The organism is Streptomyces sp. NPDC097617 (genome assembly GCF_044761485.1).
Classification (GTDB): Bacteria; Actinomycetota; Actinomycetes; order Streptomycetales; family Streptomycetaceae; genus Streptomyces.
In genome coordinates this window covers 1-15542 of record NZ_JBIWCL010000030.1, presented here as the reverse complement: position 1 = coordinate 15542, position 15542 = coordinate 1, and the positions used below count along the sequence as shown (strand labels likewise).

General features: G+C 69.6%; 11 protein-coding genes. 8 read left to right on the top strand and 3 right to left on the bottom strand.

Annotated elements, in window-relative coordinates; translation table 11 throughout:
* Nucleotides 1–91: 91 nt before the first annotated feature.
* On the bottom strand, nucleotides 92–997 hold the full coding sequence (locus ACIQZO_RS34190) for a LysR family transcriptional regulator (protein WP_403633991.1): 906 nt from the start codon (nucleotides 995–997) through the stop codon (nucleotides 92–94).
* Nucleotides 998–1129: 132 nt separating this feature from the next.
* Between ACIQZO_RS34190 and ACIQZO_RS34185 the strand changes: the two genes are divergently transcribed.
* From ACIQZO_RS34185 to ACIQZO_RS34175, 3 genes are all read left to right on the top strand, one after another.
* Entirely contained in the window at nucleotides 1130–1948 is an 819-nt protein-coding gene (locus ACIQZO_RS34185; protein ID WP_403633988.1) for a 3'(2'),5'-bisphosphate nucleotidase CysQ, read from the top strand.
* A 43-nt stretch (nucleotides 1949–1991) separates the two neighbouring features.
* The gene (locus ACIQZO_RS34180) at nucleotides 1992–2588 is read left to right on the top strand and encodes an NADPH-dependent F420 reductase (protein ID WP_403633985.1); all 597 of its coding nucleotides are present in this window, start codon (nucleotides 1992–1994) and stop codon (nucleotides 2586–2588) included.
* 117 nt (nucleotides 2589–2705) lie between these two features.
* A complete protein-coding gene (locus tag ACIQZO_RS34175) occupies nucleotides 2706–4649 on the top strand; it encodes a protein kinase (RefSeq protein ID WP_403633982.1) in 1944 nt (647 codons plus the stop codon).
* 107 nt (nucleotides 4650–4756) lie between these two features.
* Here ACIQZO_RS34175 and ACIQZO_RS34170 read toward each other — a convergent pair whose 3' ends face one another.
* Entirely contained in the window at nucleotides 4757–5896 is a 1140-nt protein-coding gene (locus ACIQZO_RS34170; protein ID WP_403633979.1) for a helix-turn-helix domain-containing protein, read from the bottom strand.
* An 87-nt stretch (nucleotides 5897–5983) separates the two neighbouring features.
* On the opposite strand from ACIQZO_RS34170, the gene ACIQZO_RS34165 reads away from it, so the two are divergent.
* Nucleotides 5984–7039 carry a ferredoxin reductase gene (locus ACIQZO_RS34165; protein WP_403633976.1) on the top strand — a complete coding sequence of 352 codons (1056 nt, stop codon included), beginning with the start codon at nucleotides 5984–5986 and terminating at the stop codon, nucleotides 7037–7039.
* Between the two features lie 7 nt (nucleotides 7040–7046).
* Complete coding sequence (locus ACIQZO_RS34160) at nucleotides 7047–8165, top strand: fatty acid desaturase family protein (RefSeq protein WP_403633973.1); 1119 nt, start codon at nucleotides 7047–7049, stop codon at nucleotides 8163–8165.
* 771 nt (nucleotides 8166–8936) lie between these two features.
* Here the strand turns inward: ACIQZO_RS34160 and ACIQZO_RS34155 are convergent.
* Entirely contained in the window at nucleotides 8937–9344 is a 408-nt protein-coding gene (locus ACIQZO_RS34155) for a tetratricopeptide repeat protein (protein ID WP_403633971.1), read from the bottom strand.
* A 110-nt stretch (nucleotides 9345–9454) separates the two neighbouring features.
* Between ACIQZO_RS34155 and ACIQZO_RS34150 the strand changes: the two genes are divergently transcribed.
* The 3 genes from ACIQZO_RS34150 to ACIQZO_RS34140 all read left to right on the top strand — a co-directional run bounded on the left by ACIQZO_RS34150 (nucleotide 9455) and on the right by ACIQZO_RS34140 (nucleotide 15338).
* Nucleotides 9455–11131 (top strand): site-specific integrase, encoded by a 1677-nt coding sequence (locus tag ACIQZO_RS34150; RefSeq protein ID WP_403633969.1) that lies wholly within the window; start codon nucleotides 9455–9457, stop codon nucleotides 11129–11131.
* Nucleotides 11132–12664: 1533 nt separating this feature from the next.
* Nucleotides 12665–14836, top strand: coding sequence for a site-specific integrase (locus ACIQZO_RS34145; RefSeq protein WP_403633967.1), 2172 nt, complete (start codon nucleotides 12665–12667; stop codon nucleotides 14834–14836).
* A gap of 1 nt (nucleotide 14837) precedes the next feature.
* Nucleotides 14838–15338, top strand: coding sequence for a hypothetical protein (locus ACIQZO_RS34140; RefSeq protein ID WP_403633964.1), 501 nt, complete (start codon nucleotides 14838–14840; stop codon nucleotides 15336–15338).
* The last annotated feature ends 204 nt before the right edge of the window (nucleotides 15339–15542 follow it).

Here is a 15542-nt window from a genome sequence, read left to right as displayed (position 1 = left end):
GGGCGGTCTGGCACGGGTCCGCGCCACGGTCGGCGGTGGGGTATCAGGATGGTCGCGGGAATGCAGGGGTGGAGCAGCGGGTCGGCGTCGGCTACGACTCTCCGCGCCTGGTCAACGCGGTTCGTGCCAGTCCGCGCAGCCAGGCGTGCGCGTGGTCGGTGTCGTAGCGCTGATGCCACGACAGGCATATCGGTGCCGACGGTAGTTGCAGCGGCAGGGGGAGCACGACCAGGCCGAGGTCGGTCACCGCGGTGCGCGTGGTGGCTTCGGGGACGCTGATCACCAGATCGCAGTCGCGCGCGAACGCCGGCGCGGCTGCTTCCGTGGGCACGGTCGCCACCACGCGGCGGGTGAGGCCGAGGCGGGCGAGGGCGTCGTCGAGGGGGTTGCTGAGGTTTCCGCGTCGCGAGACGGTGACGTGTTCGGCGGCGGCGTACTGCTGCGCGGTGACGGCCCTGACACGGGTGCGGGGGCGCTCCGGCCGCACGGCGATGTCAAGGGGGGTCTCGCCCACGTTCTCGGCACGGATGTCCGGTGCGCTGGGACGGTTGGCGTTCGCCTCGAGGTCGACCTGGCCGCGCCGCAACTCGGGGGTGTCGGTGCTCGATTCCGCGACGAAGCGCAGACGCACGCCCGGCGCCCGTGTGCGTACGGCCGCGAGCAGTGCGGGGCCGCTCATGGCGACCAGGGAGTCGTGCCAGCGAAGTGTGAAGGTGCGTTCCAGTGTTGCCAGATCGAGTTCGCGGCTCGGTGCCAACACCCCCTGGACCTGGTGCAACAGCTCGTGCACCTGTGCCCGGACGGCGATCGCATACGGCGTCGGCGTCATGGTGCGGCCGGTGCGCACCAGGATCTGGTCCCCGGTCGTGCGCCGGATCCGGCCCGGGCTCCGGCTCATCGCGGGGGCGGTGACGTGCAGGCGGGCGGCTGCCCCGGCCACGCTGCCCTCCTCGAGCAACGCGTCGAGCGCGGCGAGCAAGTGCAAATCCAGTTGCATGAGAATCATCTCAGTCGTGCTTTACATGCACTTGAGGTTAATCAGCCCCTCTCCTAATCTTCGAGAGCGGGCGCAACAGAGCGCGGACTCCGCCCCACGACCTCATCCCCTTGCTCAGACGGGAGTTCCACCATGTCCGAAACGCTTCAGACCACCGCAGTCGCCGCCTCCGACGCCGACCTGCTCGCCCAGACCGTGCTCGCCGTGCGTACCGCCGGTTCGGCGCTGCGCGAGCGCTTCGGCGAGGTGGTCCGGTACGAGACCCGTGAGGAGCTGATGGACGCGCTCGCCGCCAACGACGACACGGCCCTCGACATCCTGCGCCCCCGACTCACACAGCTGCGTCCGGATGCCGGCTGGGTGGAGGACGAACTCGACGGAGGGGCGCTCCCGCCCGGCGAATGGTGGGTCGTGGATCCGGCCGAAGGCAACGTCAACCACCTGCACGCCCTGCCGGAATGGGCGGTCACCGCCACCCTCGTGCGCGAGAACCAGCCCGTACTCACCGTGGTCCACCTCCCGTTGACCGGCGAGACCTACACCGCGCTCACCGGAGCGGGCGCCCACCTCGACGGCCGACCCCTGCACGTCGCCCCCACCACGGACCTCGGCCTGAGCATCGTCGCCACCAGCCAGGCCCGCCCGGACGAAGACGAGGAGGTCGTGCGGCGCGTCGGCTCCTCGATCACCGCGATGCTCTTCGACGCACTCGTCGTCCGCACCGCCGTGCCCGCGACCTTGCACCTGGTCAACGTGGCCGCAGGCAGGACCGACGTCTTCTGGCAGTTCGCCGGGGCCCGAGCGGACCTGCTCCCGGGGGCGCTGCTCGTCCAGGAGGCCGGCGGACGGATCTCCGACGCCGAGGGCCGCCGCTGGACCCCGCAGAGCAACAGCTTCCTGGCCGCCGCACCCGGCGTCCACACCGAAGCCGCATCGACGCTCTCCCGCTGACCCCGTACCAGAACCAGAAGAACAACAAGAGGAACGAAGCGACATGAACGAGATCGCAGTACTCGGGAACGGCCGCGTCGGCGGCAACCTGGCCGCCGCCCTCACCCGAGCAGGGCATCAGGTCACCGCGGCGGACCGCACGAAGGGCGCCGCCGCCGACGCCGCCCGCACGGCCCGGATCGTCATCAACGCCACCCCGGGCGCCGGCTCCCTGGAACGCCTCACCGCCCTGCGCGAGGAACTGCGGGGCAAGATCCTCATCGATGTCTCCAACGCCACCACCGACGGCCCGGACGGACTGCCCGCCGACCTGCTCTACCCCGGCTCCAGCCTCGCCGAACAGCTCCAGGAAGCACTCCCCGAAACGCATGTCGTCAAGACGCTCAACACGATGCTCTTTCCGGTGATGACTGCGCCGGCCACGCTCACCGAGGCGCCGACCGCGTTCCTCTCCGGCGAGGACCCGCAGGCCAAGCAGACCGTCCACGACCTGCTCACCGACCTCGGCTGGCGGAAGGAGTGGATCACTGACCTCGGCGGAATCCGGACCGCCCGAGCCACGGAAGCCGCGATCCTGTTCGTACCGCACGTCATCCGGTCCACCGGATTCACACCTTTCGCGATCTCGATCGCCCGCTGATCCGCAGTAGGCGCGGCGGCTGCCGATGGCCGGGTGGCATGCTGGGCGGGAATCCGGGCCGATGGCGGGTGCCCATGGGACCGCGCGGAAATGCGGGGGGCCGTGATCTTTGCGGGGATGTACATCGGGGGCCGGTTCCGGCTGGAGGCACTGCTCGGCCGAGGCGGGATGGGCGAGGTCTGGCGTGCCCATGATCTCCGTCTGCATCGCCGGGTCGCGATCAAGTTCCTCGCCCCGCATCTCGCCGACGGCCACGTCGTGGACCGTTTCCACCGAGAGGCCCAGGTCACCGCGCGGCTGGGGCACCCGGGTATCACTCAGGTCTTCGACAGCGGTGCCCAGGACGGGCGGCTTCACCTGGTCATGGAGCTGCTCGACGGGCGGAGCCTGGGCGAGTTGCTCCTGGAGAAGCCGGGCGGGCTGCCCGCGCAGCAGGCGGTGGATCTGGCCGCGCAAGCCGCCGACGCACTCTCGTACGCGCATCAGGCGGACATCGTCCACCGCGACATCAAGCCCGCCAATCTCATGCTGGTCTCCGGCGGCCGGGTGAAGGTCTGCGACTTCGGGATCGCTGGATTCGTGCAGGCGGACTCCGGCCTCACCCGGGAGGGCAGCCTCATGGGCACGCCCGACTACATGGCCCCGGAGCAGTGTCTGGGGCAGCGGGTCGACGGGCGGGCCGACATCTACGCCTTGGGCTGCGTGCTGTTCGCGCTCCTCACTGGAAGGCCGCCGTTCGCGCGCGAGGGTGACTTCCGTGTCGTGATGATGGACCACATCCACACGGAGCCCCCGCGCCTGGCCTCATTGCGGCCAGGTGTTTCCGAGGATGTCGACCGGTTCGTATCGGTTCTGCTCGCCAAGAGTCCCGATGACCGCCCCGCCTACGCGGGGGCTGTCGCAGACCGGCTCAGAAGCCTTTCTCCAGGGACGTCCGGCAAGGTGGTCCCCGGGCATCAGGCGTTCTCCGGGTCCTCGGACTCCCCTGTACGGGACCCCCGGTACGCGTACACCGGACGCCCAGCCCCAGCCCCGGCCCCGGCCATATCCGGGTTCACGATCGAGCCGTTCTACAACGAGTTCCTCGGCCCCGAGGCGTCCCAGGTCCATGTGCTCGCGACAGTGGCGGCCGCGGGCGCGGCCCCCGACGAGCTGATGGCCGCGGCGCCGCGGGCCCTGGTCTTCCTGCTCGGGCTGTCCGGCGAGCTTTCCGATATGAAATTCCATGCGGTCAAGGACGCGGTCGGTGCGGCCGTGGACAGCCTGGACGAAAGCGTCTCCTTCGCCGTTGTGGCGGGCTCGGAGTACGCCCGGATGCTCTACCCCGACACCATGCGGCTCGTCCGGGCGAACGCGACGACCAAGGCCGAGGCGCACGCCGCGCTGGCCCGGCTGGAACCGATCGGGGCGGCCGCCTTCGGCCGGTGGCTGCGGCTCGCCGACCGACTGATGGCCGCCCACTCCGGCGCCGCGCGCACGGCGATCCTGCTGACGGACCTGAAAGCCGAGGCAGAGGGCCCCGAAGAGCTGGCCTCCGCGCTCGCCTCGTGCGCCGGCCGCTTCTCCTGCCATGCCCGGGGCGTGGGCCCTGACTGGGAGGTGGCCCAGCTCAGGTCCATCACCACGGCGCTGCCCGGCAGCATGGACATCGCCATGGCTCCCTCGTCGCCCACATCGGACCTCGCCCGGGAACTCACCTCGCTCATCGCCGGGACCCGGCAGGCCCACGTCCGCAACCTTGCCCTGCGGATCGCGGTGCCGAACGGCGGCCAGGTGGGCTTCGTGAAGCAGGTGACACCGTCCGTGGAGGATCTCACCGGCCACGGACTCATGGCCGGCCCGGGAACCAGCGAGTACCCCATCGACGTTCGCGACAGTGAGTCACGCGACTACCACCTGCTCCTGGACCTGCCACCCGGAGGGGCTGAGGACGAGGTGGTCGCGGCCGAGCTGAGCATCGTCCTGCTGCCCCCGACCGGCGAGGGACAGGCACTCGCTCATCTGCCGATTACGGTCCGGCGTGACGATACGGCGCCCAGTTCGTCGCAGTCCGCAGAGTAGGGGGCGGCCAGCGGGGGAGCGGCCGGGTGAGCCGGCCGCGGGGGATCGCCCGGAACTGGGCCAGGTGGACCGTTCGAGGACGCGGTCGTGGACGGTCGAAGAACACGTCATCCCACCCGGAGACCGACCGCCAGCGTCAGTTCGAGAACCCGGTGCGGCGACCCGAGATCCGGAAACAGCTCCCGCAGCTGCGACATCCGGTACCGGACGGTCTGGGGATGGACGAACAACGCCGCCGCCACCTCGTCCCGCCTGCCCTGGTGCAGCAGCCACGCCCGCAACGTCTCCTCGAGCCGCCGCGCGGTCGTGGCCGGCAAGGTCCAGAGCGGTGCGAGGGCGCGGGCGCGCAGGTCGGCGAACGCGTCCGCGTCGGCGCTCAGCACCAGCTCGGGCAGGTGCTCCTCGGTGTCGCGGATGTCGCAGGAGAGGGAGCGCGCGCGTACGGCTCGTGCGTACGAGGCGGCCGCACGCGTCCACGGCCGGGCCGGGCCGACCACGGCGGTGCGGTCGGACAGCTTCCTCAGGAGATGCGCTCGGTCGGCATCGGGGACGAGCAGGACGCCGGAGGCGTCCGGCAGATCGTCGAGGACAAGGGTGCCCGGGTCGAGCGCGCGGTAGGCCGGCCGGGCCTGGGCGGCGGGCAGCAGGACTGCGGTCAGCGAAACCGGCGGCTGCCACCCGGCCCGCCCGGCAGCGGCAAGGAGCGCGTCCGGGCTCGCGCCGGAGAGGAGGTCGCGGGCCAGTTGTTCCAGGTGACGCTCGTGGGCCCGGCCCCGCGCGGCCAGTTCGTCGGCGTGGCCCGCGGCACTCGCGGCGGAGAGCTCGTCGATGTAGGCGAAGGTCAGCTCGGCGAACTTGGCGACCTGGGCGGCGGGCAGACCTGCGGGTACGGCACCTGCGGCCAGGCCTCGCCAGGCCACGCGGGCGCCGACCCGGTAGGCGCTGAGCAGGGCGTCCATGGAACGGCCGTCGCGGACCTCGCCGCGGCCCAGCTCGTAGGCCGCTTCGCCGGCGTCGCCGCCCGTGGCGTTCCCGCTCGCGAGGTCGAGGTAGAGGCCCAGGGCGGTGCGGACGGCTCGGCGGATGGTGGCGCCCATCCGGCCCGAAAGGGCGTTGGCGTAGGGCGGGACCTCGTCGATGATCGCCTGGACGACCTCGTCGGCGGTGGTCCTCAGCGCGGCCCGAAGCGCGGTGACCGTCGTCTCGTCCAGGACCAGTTCGCTGGCCCTCCGCATTGCATGGCTCACGTCTTTGTTCCCTGCGAACAATTCAACCGATCAGATTCACGTCCTGCGGACAGGACTTTACCCCCTGAAGCACATCAAGCTGGGGTCATGACGAGTGCAGCCCTCCGCAGTAGGGCATGGAAACTGCTGGAGATGGTCACGACGCCGCTGCTGCCGTCGGACTACCTCGACCTGGTCAGCCCGCTGCGTGCGGGAGGCGACCTGCGGGGGCGCATCGAGGCCGTGCACCCCGAGACGGGTGACGCCGCGACCATCGTGATCAGGCCGGGACGGGGCTGGCGCGGCCACACAGCCGGTCAGTACGTAAGGATCGGGGTCGACGTCGACGGGGTGCGCCTGTGGCGTGCCTACTCGGTCACCTCGCCGACACACCGCAGGGACGGCCGGATCACGATCACCGTGAAGGCGATCCCGGACGGCAAGGTCAGCAATCACCTGGTCCACCGGGTGCAACCGGGCACGCTGATCCAGCTCGACCAGGCGACCGGTGACTTCGTGCTGCCGGAGGCCAAGCCCGCCAAGGTGCTCTACCTGACGGCCGGCAGCGGCATCACGCCGGTGATGGGCATGCTGCGCGACACCGAGTTCGACGACGCCGTCATGGTCCACTCCGCGCCACAGCCGCACGACGTGATCTTCCGGGGCGACCTGCACGACCTGGTCGCGTACAAGAAGCTGCGTCTCACCGAGCTGCACACCGACACGGACGGCCTGCTCGACATCGCCCGTCTCGGCGAACTCGTCCCCGACTGGGCCGAGCGCGAGACCTGGGCGTGCGGGCCCGCGGGCCTGCTCGACGCCGCCGAGGACCACTGGACCGAGCACGGCGTCCCGGAGCGCCTGCACACCGAACGCTTCCGCCCCAGCATCGTCGTCGCCGGCGACGGTGGCGAGGTCACGTTCGCCGCCACCGGCAAGACCGTCGACGCGGACGGCGCCACGCCGTTGCTGGAAGTCGGCGAGGAGGCCGGCGTGCTCATGCCGTCCGGGTGCCGCATGGGCATCTGCTTTGGCTGCGTCACACCGCTCACGGCGGGTGCCGTCCGCGACCTGCGCACCGGCGAGATCACCGAGGCCGAGCCGGGCGTCCTCATCCAGACCTGTGTGTCCGCCGCGGCGGGCCCCTGCGACATCGAACGGTAGGAGCACCTTGACCGCCATCGACCCCACCGCCCACCTGACCGCGGAGCAGATCGAGGAGCTCGGCCGCGAGCTGGACGCGATCCGCGACGAGGTGATCGCCGACCGCGGCGAGAAGGACGCCGCCTACATCCGCAAGGTCATCTCGGCGCAGCGCAAACTCGAGCTGGTCAGCAGGGGCGTCCTGCTGTTCTCGATCTTCCCGCCCGCGTGGCTGATCGGCACCGCCGGCCTGTCCGTGGCGAAGATCATGGACAACATGGAGATCGGCCACAACATCCTGCACGGCCAGTGGGACTGGATGCGGGACCCGAAGATCCACTCCACCACCTGGGACTGGGACCACGTCTCGCCGGCCGAGCAGTGGAAGCACTCGCACAACGAGCTGCACCACACGTACACCAACGTGATCGGCAAGGACAACGACCTCGGCTACGGCATCATGCGCGTCGACGAGGACCAGAAGTGGCACCCGTTCCACCTCGGCCAGCCGCTGTGGAACTTCATCAACGCCTGCTTCTTCGAGTACGGCATCGCCGCCTACGACCTGGAACTCGGCAAGAACCTGCACAAGCGCCGCCGCAAGAACCCGGAGTTCCGCGCGCGGGCCAGGGCCGTGGGCCGCAAGATCCGCAAGCAGGTGCTCAAGGACTACGTGATCCACCCGCTCCTGTCGGGCCCGTCGTTCCTCACCACGCTCGCCGCCACGTTCACCGCGAACCTGGTCCGCAACATCTGGACCCACTCGGTCATCATGTGCGGGCACTTCCCCGAGGGCGTGCAGGTCTTCGAGCGCCGGTCGATCAAGGGCGAGACGCGCGGCCAGTGGTACCTCCGCCAGATGATGGGCTCGGCGAACATCAGCGGCAGCAAGGCCATGCACTTCATGACCGGAAACCTGTCGCACCAGATCGAGCACCACCTGTTCCCGGACCTGCCGAGCAACCGGTACGCCGAGGTCGCGGTGAAGGTGCGCGCCTTGTTCGAGAAGTACGAGCTGAGTTACGTCACCGGGCCGCTGCCCAAGCAGGTGTACTCCGCATGGCACAAGGTCTTCCGGCTCTCGCTGCCGAACAAGAAGCCCAAGCTCACGACGCCGGACCGCGAGCAGGAGCTCGCCGCGGCCTGATTCCCGGTACTGGTTCAGACCCTTCGGCCGTACCGACGGCACCGCAGGTTCGTGCGACATCCCGCGAGTTCTCCCGAGCCCGCTGCGTCACCGAGGCTGTGGCCGGAGGCTCGTTCCCCCTTCGGGTTCATCAAGGCCACCTGGTAGGTGGCGATGACTGGTGCCTCCCCCAGGGTGAGGGGGTCGCGTTCCGGGCTCGCTGGGCGGGGCGGGTGCCTTGACGGCCATCAGCTGCCACGGGGCGCCGGCGGGGCGTGGGCAGGATGCGTACGGCAGCGGCGTCCGGTGGACGGGCCGGCTGGACGAGTGCCGCGACGGCCCGACGCTCTGCGTCGAGGACGGGGGTGAGGCGAGTCTGCAGTCCGTCGGCCCACGGAGCGAGGAACGGGCCCTCGGCCACTGCCTCGTTGCTCCTTGCCGGGTAGGAGTGCAGTCGGTTGCGGTGCGAGTGGCGGCCGGCGTGACCCGGACCACCTGCTCGTGGTGGGCTCGGGTCCGTGCGGACCGCTCTGCCGACTGCTCCGCCCTTCGGCGGCCCGCTACCTCCTCGCGCACGCGGCCTGTCCCGTGCTGACCGTGTCCCCTTCCCCGTCCCCGTCCCCGTCCCCGCTCCAGGCCACGCTCGACGTCCGGGAGTCCACCTTCCGGATGCACCAGCGCTACGGACATGAGCTGCCCACGTCCAAACGGCCATCACGGGCTCACGTGCACTGCGGGCTGATCGAGCGGGGGCCGTCAGAGGTGCTGAGGCTCCCGCCCTGCCATCCACGGTCAGGGCCCGTTCGTGACCCGGCCCCTTCCCCTCACGAACGCGTTCATGATCTCGAGACCGCCCTGGGCGCTGACGGTAGCCGGATGCCTGGGGCCCAGCACCCGCTGCCGGTCGGACACCACCTGCGCCAGGAGCACGACGGCTTCGGCGACGCGGCCGGCCCGCTGGTAGGAGGCAGCGAGGTTGGCGCGGGCGGTGAGGGTGTCGGGGTGTTCGGGGCCCAGCACCCGCTCAAGATCCTTCACGTTCTGTGTTTCGCTGGTGATGGCGTCGTCAATACGGCCCGCCTGTCCGTACGCGCCCGCGAGGTTGCCCCGGGCGGTGAGGGTGTCGGGGTGTTCGGGGCCCAGCACCCGCTCGGTCTCTGCCGCTATGTGGTCCATCAGGACGGTCTTGCCGAGGCCCATGTCGTCGGTTGTTTCGACTTACTTGCAGTGTCGGATAGAGCATCAAGGGCGGGCCCTGGCGGGGGTTTGTGTGCTTGGTAGCAGCGTGTCGGTTAGGTAGGCTCTCGCGCATGGAACAAGCGTTCTATTCACCCTCGGGGTGGGAATCCAGGGGGCTTGAGTTCAAGCCGGCGATCCCTGAGGGGATGCCACTTCTGTTCGATGATGACCTGCTCCTCGAGGATGCCCGCGGCGCCAGGGAGACCGTCGCGGTGAACCGGTGGGCGTGCGGGCTGCCTACGTCAGGGGTCCCGGCGGCCAACTCCTGGCCGACCTACATCCGCGCGGTGCGTGAGTGGAAGGAGTTCGCCGCGCTGCACGGCGTGTGCCTGTTCGACACCAGAGTCCGCCTGAAGCAGGTACTCGGCACCTACGCGGTCCACCGCTCGTCCGGTCCGGTGAAAGCCCTTTTCGCGGCGTCGACTTGGAACCAGACCATGACGATCCTGAGCGGCTTCTACGACTGGGCGGTCAGAGAGGGCTACGCGACCGCAGTGCCGTTCACCTACAAGGAGGCCCAGCACCTGTTCAAGGACCAGTCGGTCAAGATCAGGGTCAACCAGGCCAGGCGGCGTCAGGCCAAGGAGCACGTGACGGTCAAGTACCTGCAGGAGGACTTCGCCGACCTGTTCACGAAGGGGCTGGAGCGGCTGGAGCCCGACGGCAGGCAGGAGTCGGGCTACCGGGGCCGGGAGATTGCCCGGAACGCGTCGGTGGGCAGGTTTGTGCTGTCGTCGGGGCTGCGCCTGCAGGAGTTCTCCTACATGCTTGCCGTCGAGATCCCAGCGCTGCCCCGCGTTCGCAGTGAGGTCCCGGTGGTACTGCCGGTCCCGGAGGGGATCGCCAAAGGCAGCAAGTTCCGTGAGTCGTGGGTGAGTTACGACGCACTGGCGGAAGTGCATAACTATCTGGAGTTTGAGCGCGCGCTGGCGGTACGGGATTCGACCTGGATGCCGCCAGCCCGCTGGGGCGAGCCACTGATTGTGACGGAGGCCGACGCGGTCGGCGGCCGGGTCAACGGTGTCCGCACCACATGGGCGTCGATGAAGCCTTCGCACCGTCGGCGCCTGGTCGGCCCGGACGGCGGCTCGATGCTGCTGTCGGTGTGGGGTCCGGGCCGGCCGTTCACCGAGTGGTCCAAGGTGTTCGAACGCGCGGCGGACCGCCTGCGGGAGCGCTACGAGCCCCGGTTCCCGCATGTTTGGCCCCACCGGCTTCGCCACACGATGGCCATGGCAACCATGAAACGCCTGGTCAGGGGCTACTACGAGCAGGCGGCCCGGCTGGTGAAGGACACCGACGAGAACGCGGCGCTCGGGCTGTACCTGCGCACGACCGAACCGATCATGGTCCTGCGCGACCTGTTGGGACACGAGAGTTCGATCACCACGGAAAAGTACCTGCACCGGCTTGATACGACCCGTATCTTCCGCGAGCTCTATCAGCGGAGCGGCTTGGAGGCCGGGCTGCTGGACGCGGCGTCGGATAGCGAGGCGGACGGGGAGTTCGCCGACGATTGGACGAGGTGTTCGCCTGATGCCCGCGAGCGTGATCCACGACGATCCTCCCACCATCTTCGCGCGGTTCACCGATGGCACCTCGTGCACCGTGCGCATCAGCAACTCCCCAAACATCAAGCTGGCAGGGGATCTGCTCCTGGGCCTGGCGGATCTCGTCAAGCCGCACGGCGACCTGGACGCCATGGGCAGCGTCCAGGGGTACACGACGGCGATCCGGCACATGTGTAACAAGCTGGCGGAGGCCGGGTTCTACGGCTCCGCCGCAGCCCTGACTCGCGGACGGCTCTCCCAGTTCTGGCTGGGCGCCGGGCATCCGGTCAACGAGTACGAGACGCGGGCGATGCTGCGGCGCTGGGACGATGCCCACGGCCTGTTGAAACCGGATGTGCGGGCCCTGGTCGACGGCCGGAGCTACACCATTGCGCACCAGCGCGACCGCACCCCGCTCTCGCCCTACATCGAGGGCGAGTGGGCCCGGCTGACCGAGGCGTGCAAGCAGGTCGTCAAGCGGGACTTCCAGCAGTTCAAAGCGGCGATGGCGGCGGGGGAGCGGGGCCAGGACCCGCACGCGGGCGGCTGGGGCGTGGACAACGTCCGCTGGGCGATGGCCAATTGGGGCCCGGCCAAGGCCGCTCCCGTCGTCAGGTGGCGCCCGGACCACCCGTCCGGCCTGCGAGAGAAGCAGTTCCCGTACGCCATCGCCAGGGACACCGCCGTGGTGTTCCCGAATACCTCAACGGTGATCGCCTACCGACTGCTGCTGGGCATCTACACCGGGATCGTGCCGGACGGCCTGGCGGACCTGGGGCTGAGCGATGTGGACCGGGCCGGCGATTCGACGATCCTGCTCGACTACGTCAAGGGCCGCACCGCGCCGGAGAACCTGGTCCTGTCCCCCCGCGCCAGTCGTCTGCTGCAGCAGTGGCTGGAGCACTCCGCACCGGGCCGGCGCTTCGCGCCCGACCACCTCAAGGACGAGCTCTGGGTGCGCTACTCGGACATTGCCAAGGGCTGGATCACGAACCCGGAGGACCCGGGACTCCTCAAGTTCTGGGTCCGCAGGGCCGGACTACTCGACGACAAGGGCGGCGAGCTGTGGCTGCATCGCCACCGGATCCGCACCACCCATGGCGCGATGCGCGAGCGGCGCCACTGGAAGGGCAGCCGTCGCTCCACCCTCGACCCGAACCGCAGTCCGGCGATCGAGGGTGACAACTACCTCACCCTGGGCACCAATGCCCAGCGCGAGATGGTCAACGACGTCATCGCCGACGCACAGATGGACATGATGCGGCGTGCACAGCCGCCGATGGTGCTGACGCAGGAGTCGGTGGCCGCGCTGGTGCGCGACTACCCCGCGCAAGTGGCCGCGCTGGAGCTGATCGACGAGGTGCTGGCCGAACTCGTTGGCGGGCAGCGGGACGTGTTCAGCGCCTCGTGCGGCGATCAGCTGTCGGGCCTGCACGGCCCCAAGGGCAAGCCCTGCCCTGCCCGGCCCTGGGTGTGCCTGGCCTGCCCGCTGGCCCTGTTCACCCCCCGGCACCTGCCGAACCTGCTGCGGCTGCGGGCGTTCTTCTCCGCGATGTGGCAGCAGATGCCCGCGGCCGAGTTCATGCCCCTGTTCGGCTTCTACTCCCAGCGCCTGGACGCCATCCTCACCCCCGGCGTCCATTTCAGCCCCGAGGCCCTGGCCGAGGCCGCCGCCCAGGTCGGCGACACCGACGACGAACTGCCGCTGCGAGCGGAAGAAAGGACCGTGCGGTGACCACCACGGCCCAGCGCATCTCCCCCTGGACCGGCGAGCGGACCAGCCCCTTCACGGGCGCCGACGTCTGCGAAGCCGCCAGGCTCCCGCTGCCCAAGCTGTCCCGGCGAAGCCTCTTCGACGACGACATCTGGTACTTCATCGACGTCGAGGGCCTGTCCCAGCAGCACCCCGACTACGCCAAGCGCCTGGACTTCACCGGCATCCGCAACCCTCGCTGGCGGCTGACAGCCAAGGAGTTCTTCTTCGCCCGCCTCGCCCCCTGGCACGATGGCGTGCGCGAACTCGCCCACGCCTTCCGCACACCACTGGGCCTGATGACCTGCTACCAGCGGCTCCTGGGCCTGACCAGCTGGCTGAACTGGCTGGACGAGCACCTGGTCTCCTCCCTCCAGGGGGTGACCCAGCAGCACTGCGACTCCTACTACCAGCGGTGCCAGGACATCCGGGACGAGGACGGCGTCGTCGTGCGCCCCAGCAGCGACGGAACCCGGACCGACGCCGTCCAGGCCATCATGGAACCTGCCTTCTACACTGAGCTGTTCACCGCCGACGCCTACCGCCCCGGGTTCATCCCGTGGAACGCCAGGAGCGCCCACAGCATCGTCGGCAAGGTCGTCACCAAGAAGAACAAGACCCCGACGCTGAACCAGAGCGTCCTGAAGCCGATCCTGGCCGCCGCCCTGTACGTCATCGAGACTCTGGGCCCCCAACTCCTCGCCCTGCCGCCGCGCTCCATGGCCAAGGACGTGCACGCCACCGGCAATGCCCACAACTGGCACCAGCGCCTGACCGGTGTCCTGAACGAACACATCTCCTGCGGCACCCCCCTGGAGGTCCTGCCGGAATTCCGAATCAACACCCGCCTGGCCCGCGGCTGGTCGGCCAGCGACCCGCTGCTGCGGGTCAACCTGAACGCCATTGCCAAGGAGGCAGGCATCCGGATGTTCCGCCCCAACTACATCAAACCGCTACGCAGGCTGGTCGAGCAGACCCTGGCCACCGTGGGCATCCAGGCCGGCTGGGGTGTGGACGCCGGCCTGGTGCAGCGTGCCGACGGGGCCGGCGAGGTCCCGTGGACCCTTCCGCTCACCCGCGCCCAGGATATGGACTTCCTCATCGAGAAGGTCCGCACCGCCTGCCTGCTGGTGATCGCGGGGGTCACGGGCATGAGGGCGAGTGAGCTGATGGAACTGCCCGTCGACTGCGCGCTTCCCCCCTTCGAGACCGGACCCGGCCGGGTGCGCTACACCCTGGCGAGTCGCCTGATCAAGGGTCAGCCGCGAGGCGGCAGGCGCGAGGAGTGGGTCACCGTTCAGGAGCCCCACGACGCGGCGGTCATGTCCGCGGCCCTGCTCGGCGAGGACCACGGCCAGAGCCACTTGTACGGGCGCGTCGCCTTCAAGGTCCGCTTCAAGAACTTCCGCGACTGGGCCAACGGCCCCGAGGGACGGCGGCTGGGCCTGGCGCCGATCCCCGAGAACCTGGTGAACCTGCGTATACTGCGAAGGACCCTGGCCGTTGAACTGGCCCACCGGCCGGGCGGGTTGCTCGCCGCCAAGATCCATCTCAAGCATGTGTCGGTGGCCACGACCGAGGGTTATGCGGCTCTGCCCGGCGGGGCCCAGGGCAAGTTCCTCGCGGAGATGGCCGAGGAGGAACAGGGCCGCAACAAGGATCTCACACTGGCGGTGTTCCGCGATTTCCAGCAGGGGATCATGCCGGCCGGGCCCGGCGCTCGGGAGCTGGTGGAGTTCTTCACCCACGTCGACGGCCGGCTTGAGGAGATGGCGGGTTCCACGGTGAACGTCAAGGTTGGCGATCAGGAGGTGGTCAACCTGCTGTCCAGGCGGGCGGCGACCCTGCACTTGGCGACGGCGAACTACTGCTGGTTCGTCGACCCGTCCAAGGCCCTGTGCCTGAAGCTGGCCGGCACCCCGGGCGCGAAGAAGCCCCTGGCCGGGATGTGCGACTCCTCGCGGTGCCCGCAGGCAACCCACCACCCCTGCCACCGGTCGGTGTGGGCTTCCAGCGCCGAGACCAAGAAGGTGTTCATCGCCACCATCGGCCGCGGCCAGAAGAGCGAGAAGGACCGGCTGAAGGGCGAGCTGGAACGCGACCTGCGGGTCCTGTCCGAGATCGACAGCGCGTTCGGAACGGCGGCCTGACATGGGACGGATCACCGAGGAGACCCGGGTCCGCAACGAGGAAGCTATCCGGGCGGCCATGGACCGGCTCCTGCGCGGCGAGGTGCCGCCCGGCGGCCGGTGCGACCTCAAGACCCTGGCCATCGAGGCCAGCGTCACCCGCACCGCGTTCTATGCCAAGAAGGACCGCGACGGTACCGCCCGGCCCGGCCCCTACCAGCACCTCGCGGAGGAGTTCGAACGGCGCCTGAAAGCCCTGCAGGACGCCGGAACGCTGCCCGACCCGAGGGCGGCCCAGATCGAGCGTCTGAAGGTCATCAACGCCGAGCTGAAGCAGCGAGTCGAGGACCGGGACGCCGAGATCGAGAAGCTCACCGCGTTCAAGCAGCTGGCGCTGTCCCGCATCGCCGCCCAGCATCTGGAGATCGAACACCTGCGGGAAGACCTGGCCCAGCGGCCTGACTCGGCCGGCCCGGTTGGAGTCGTCCGGCAGCTGCCTGCCCCGTTCGGGTCGTGCAGCTGACTTCTGGTCATGCGTCGGGCCAGGGCTTCGGCGAAGTCAATGGGCGTCCGTTTTATGATTACTTGAGCCCGAGCAGGGCGAGCGGGCGGTCCGCGTTGCGGGCGTTGTGCGGTTGCGGCGGTCGGCGAGCCAGCGGCCGACCGCCAGGTCCAGTGCGTCGCCGTCGATCCGGGCCAGCAGTCGTCGAACCATCGTTTCCGCAGG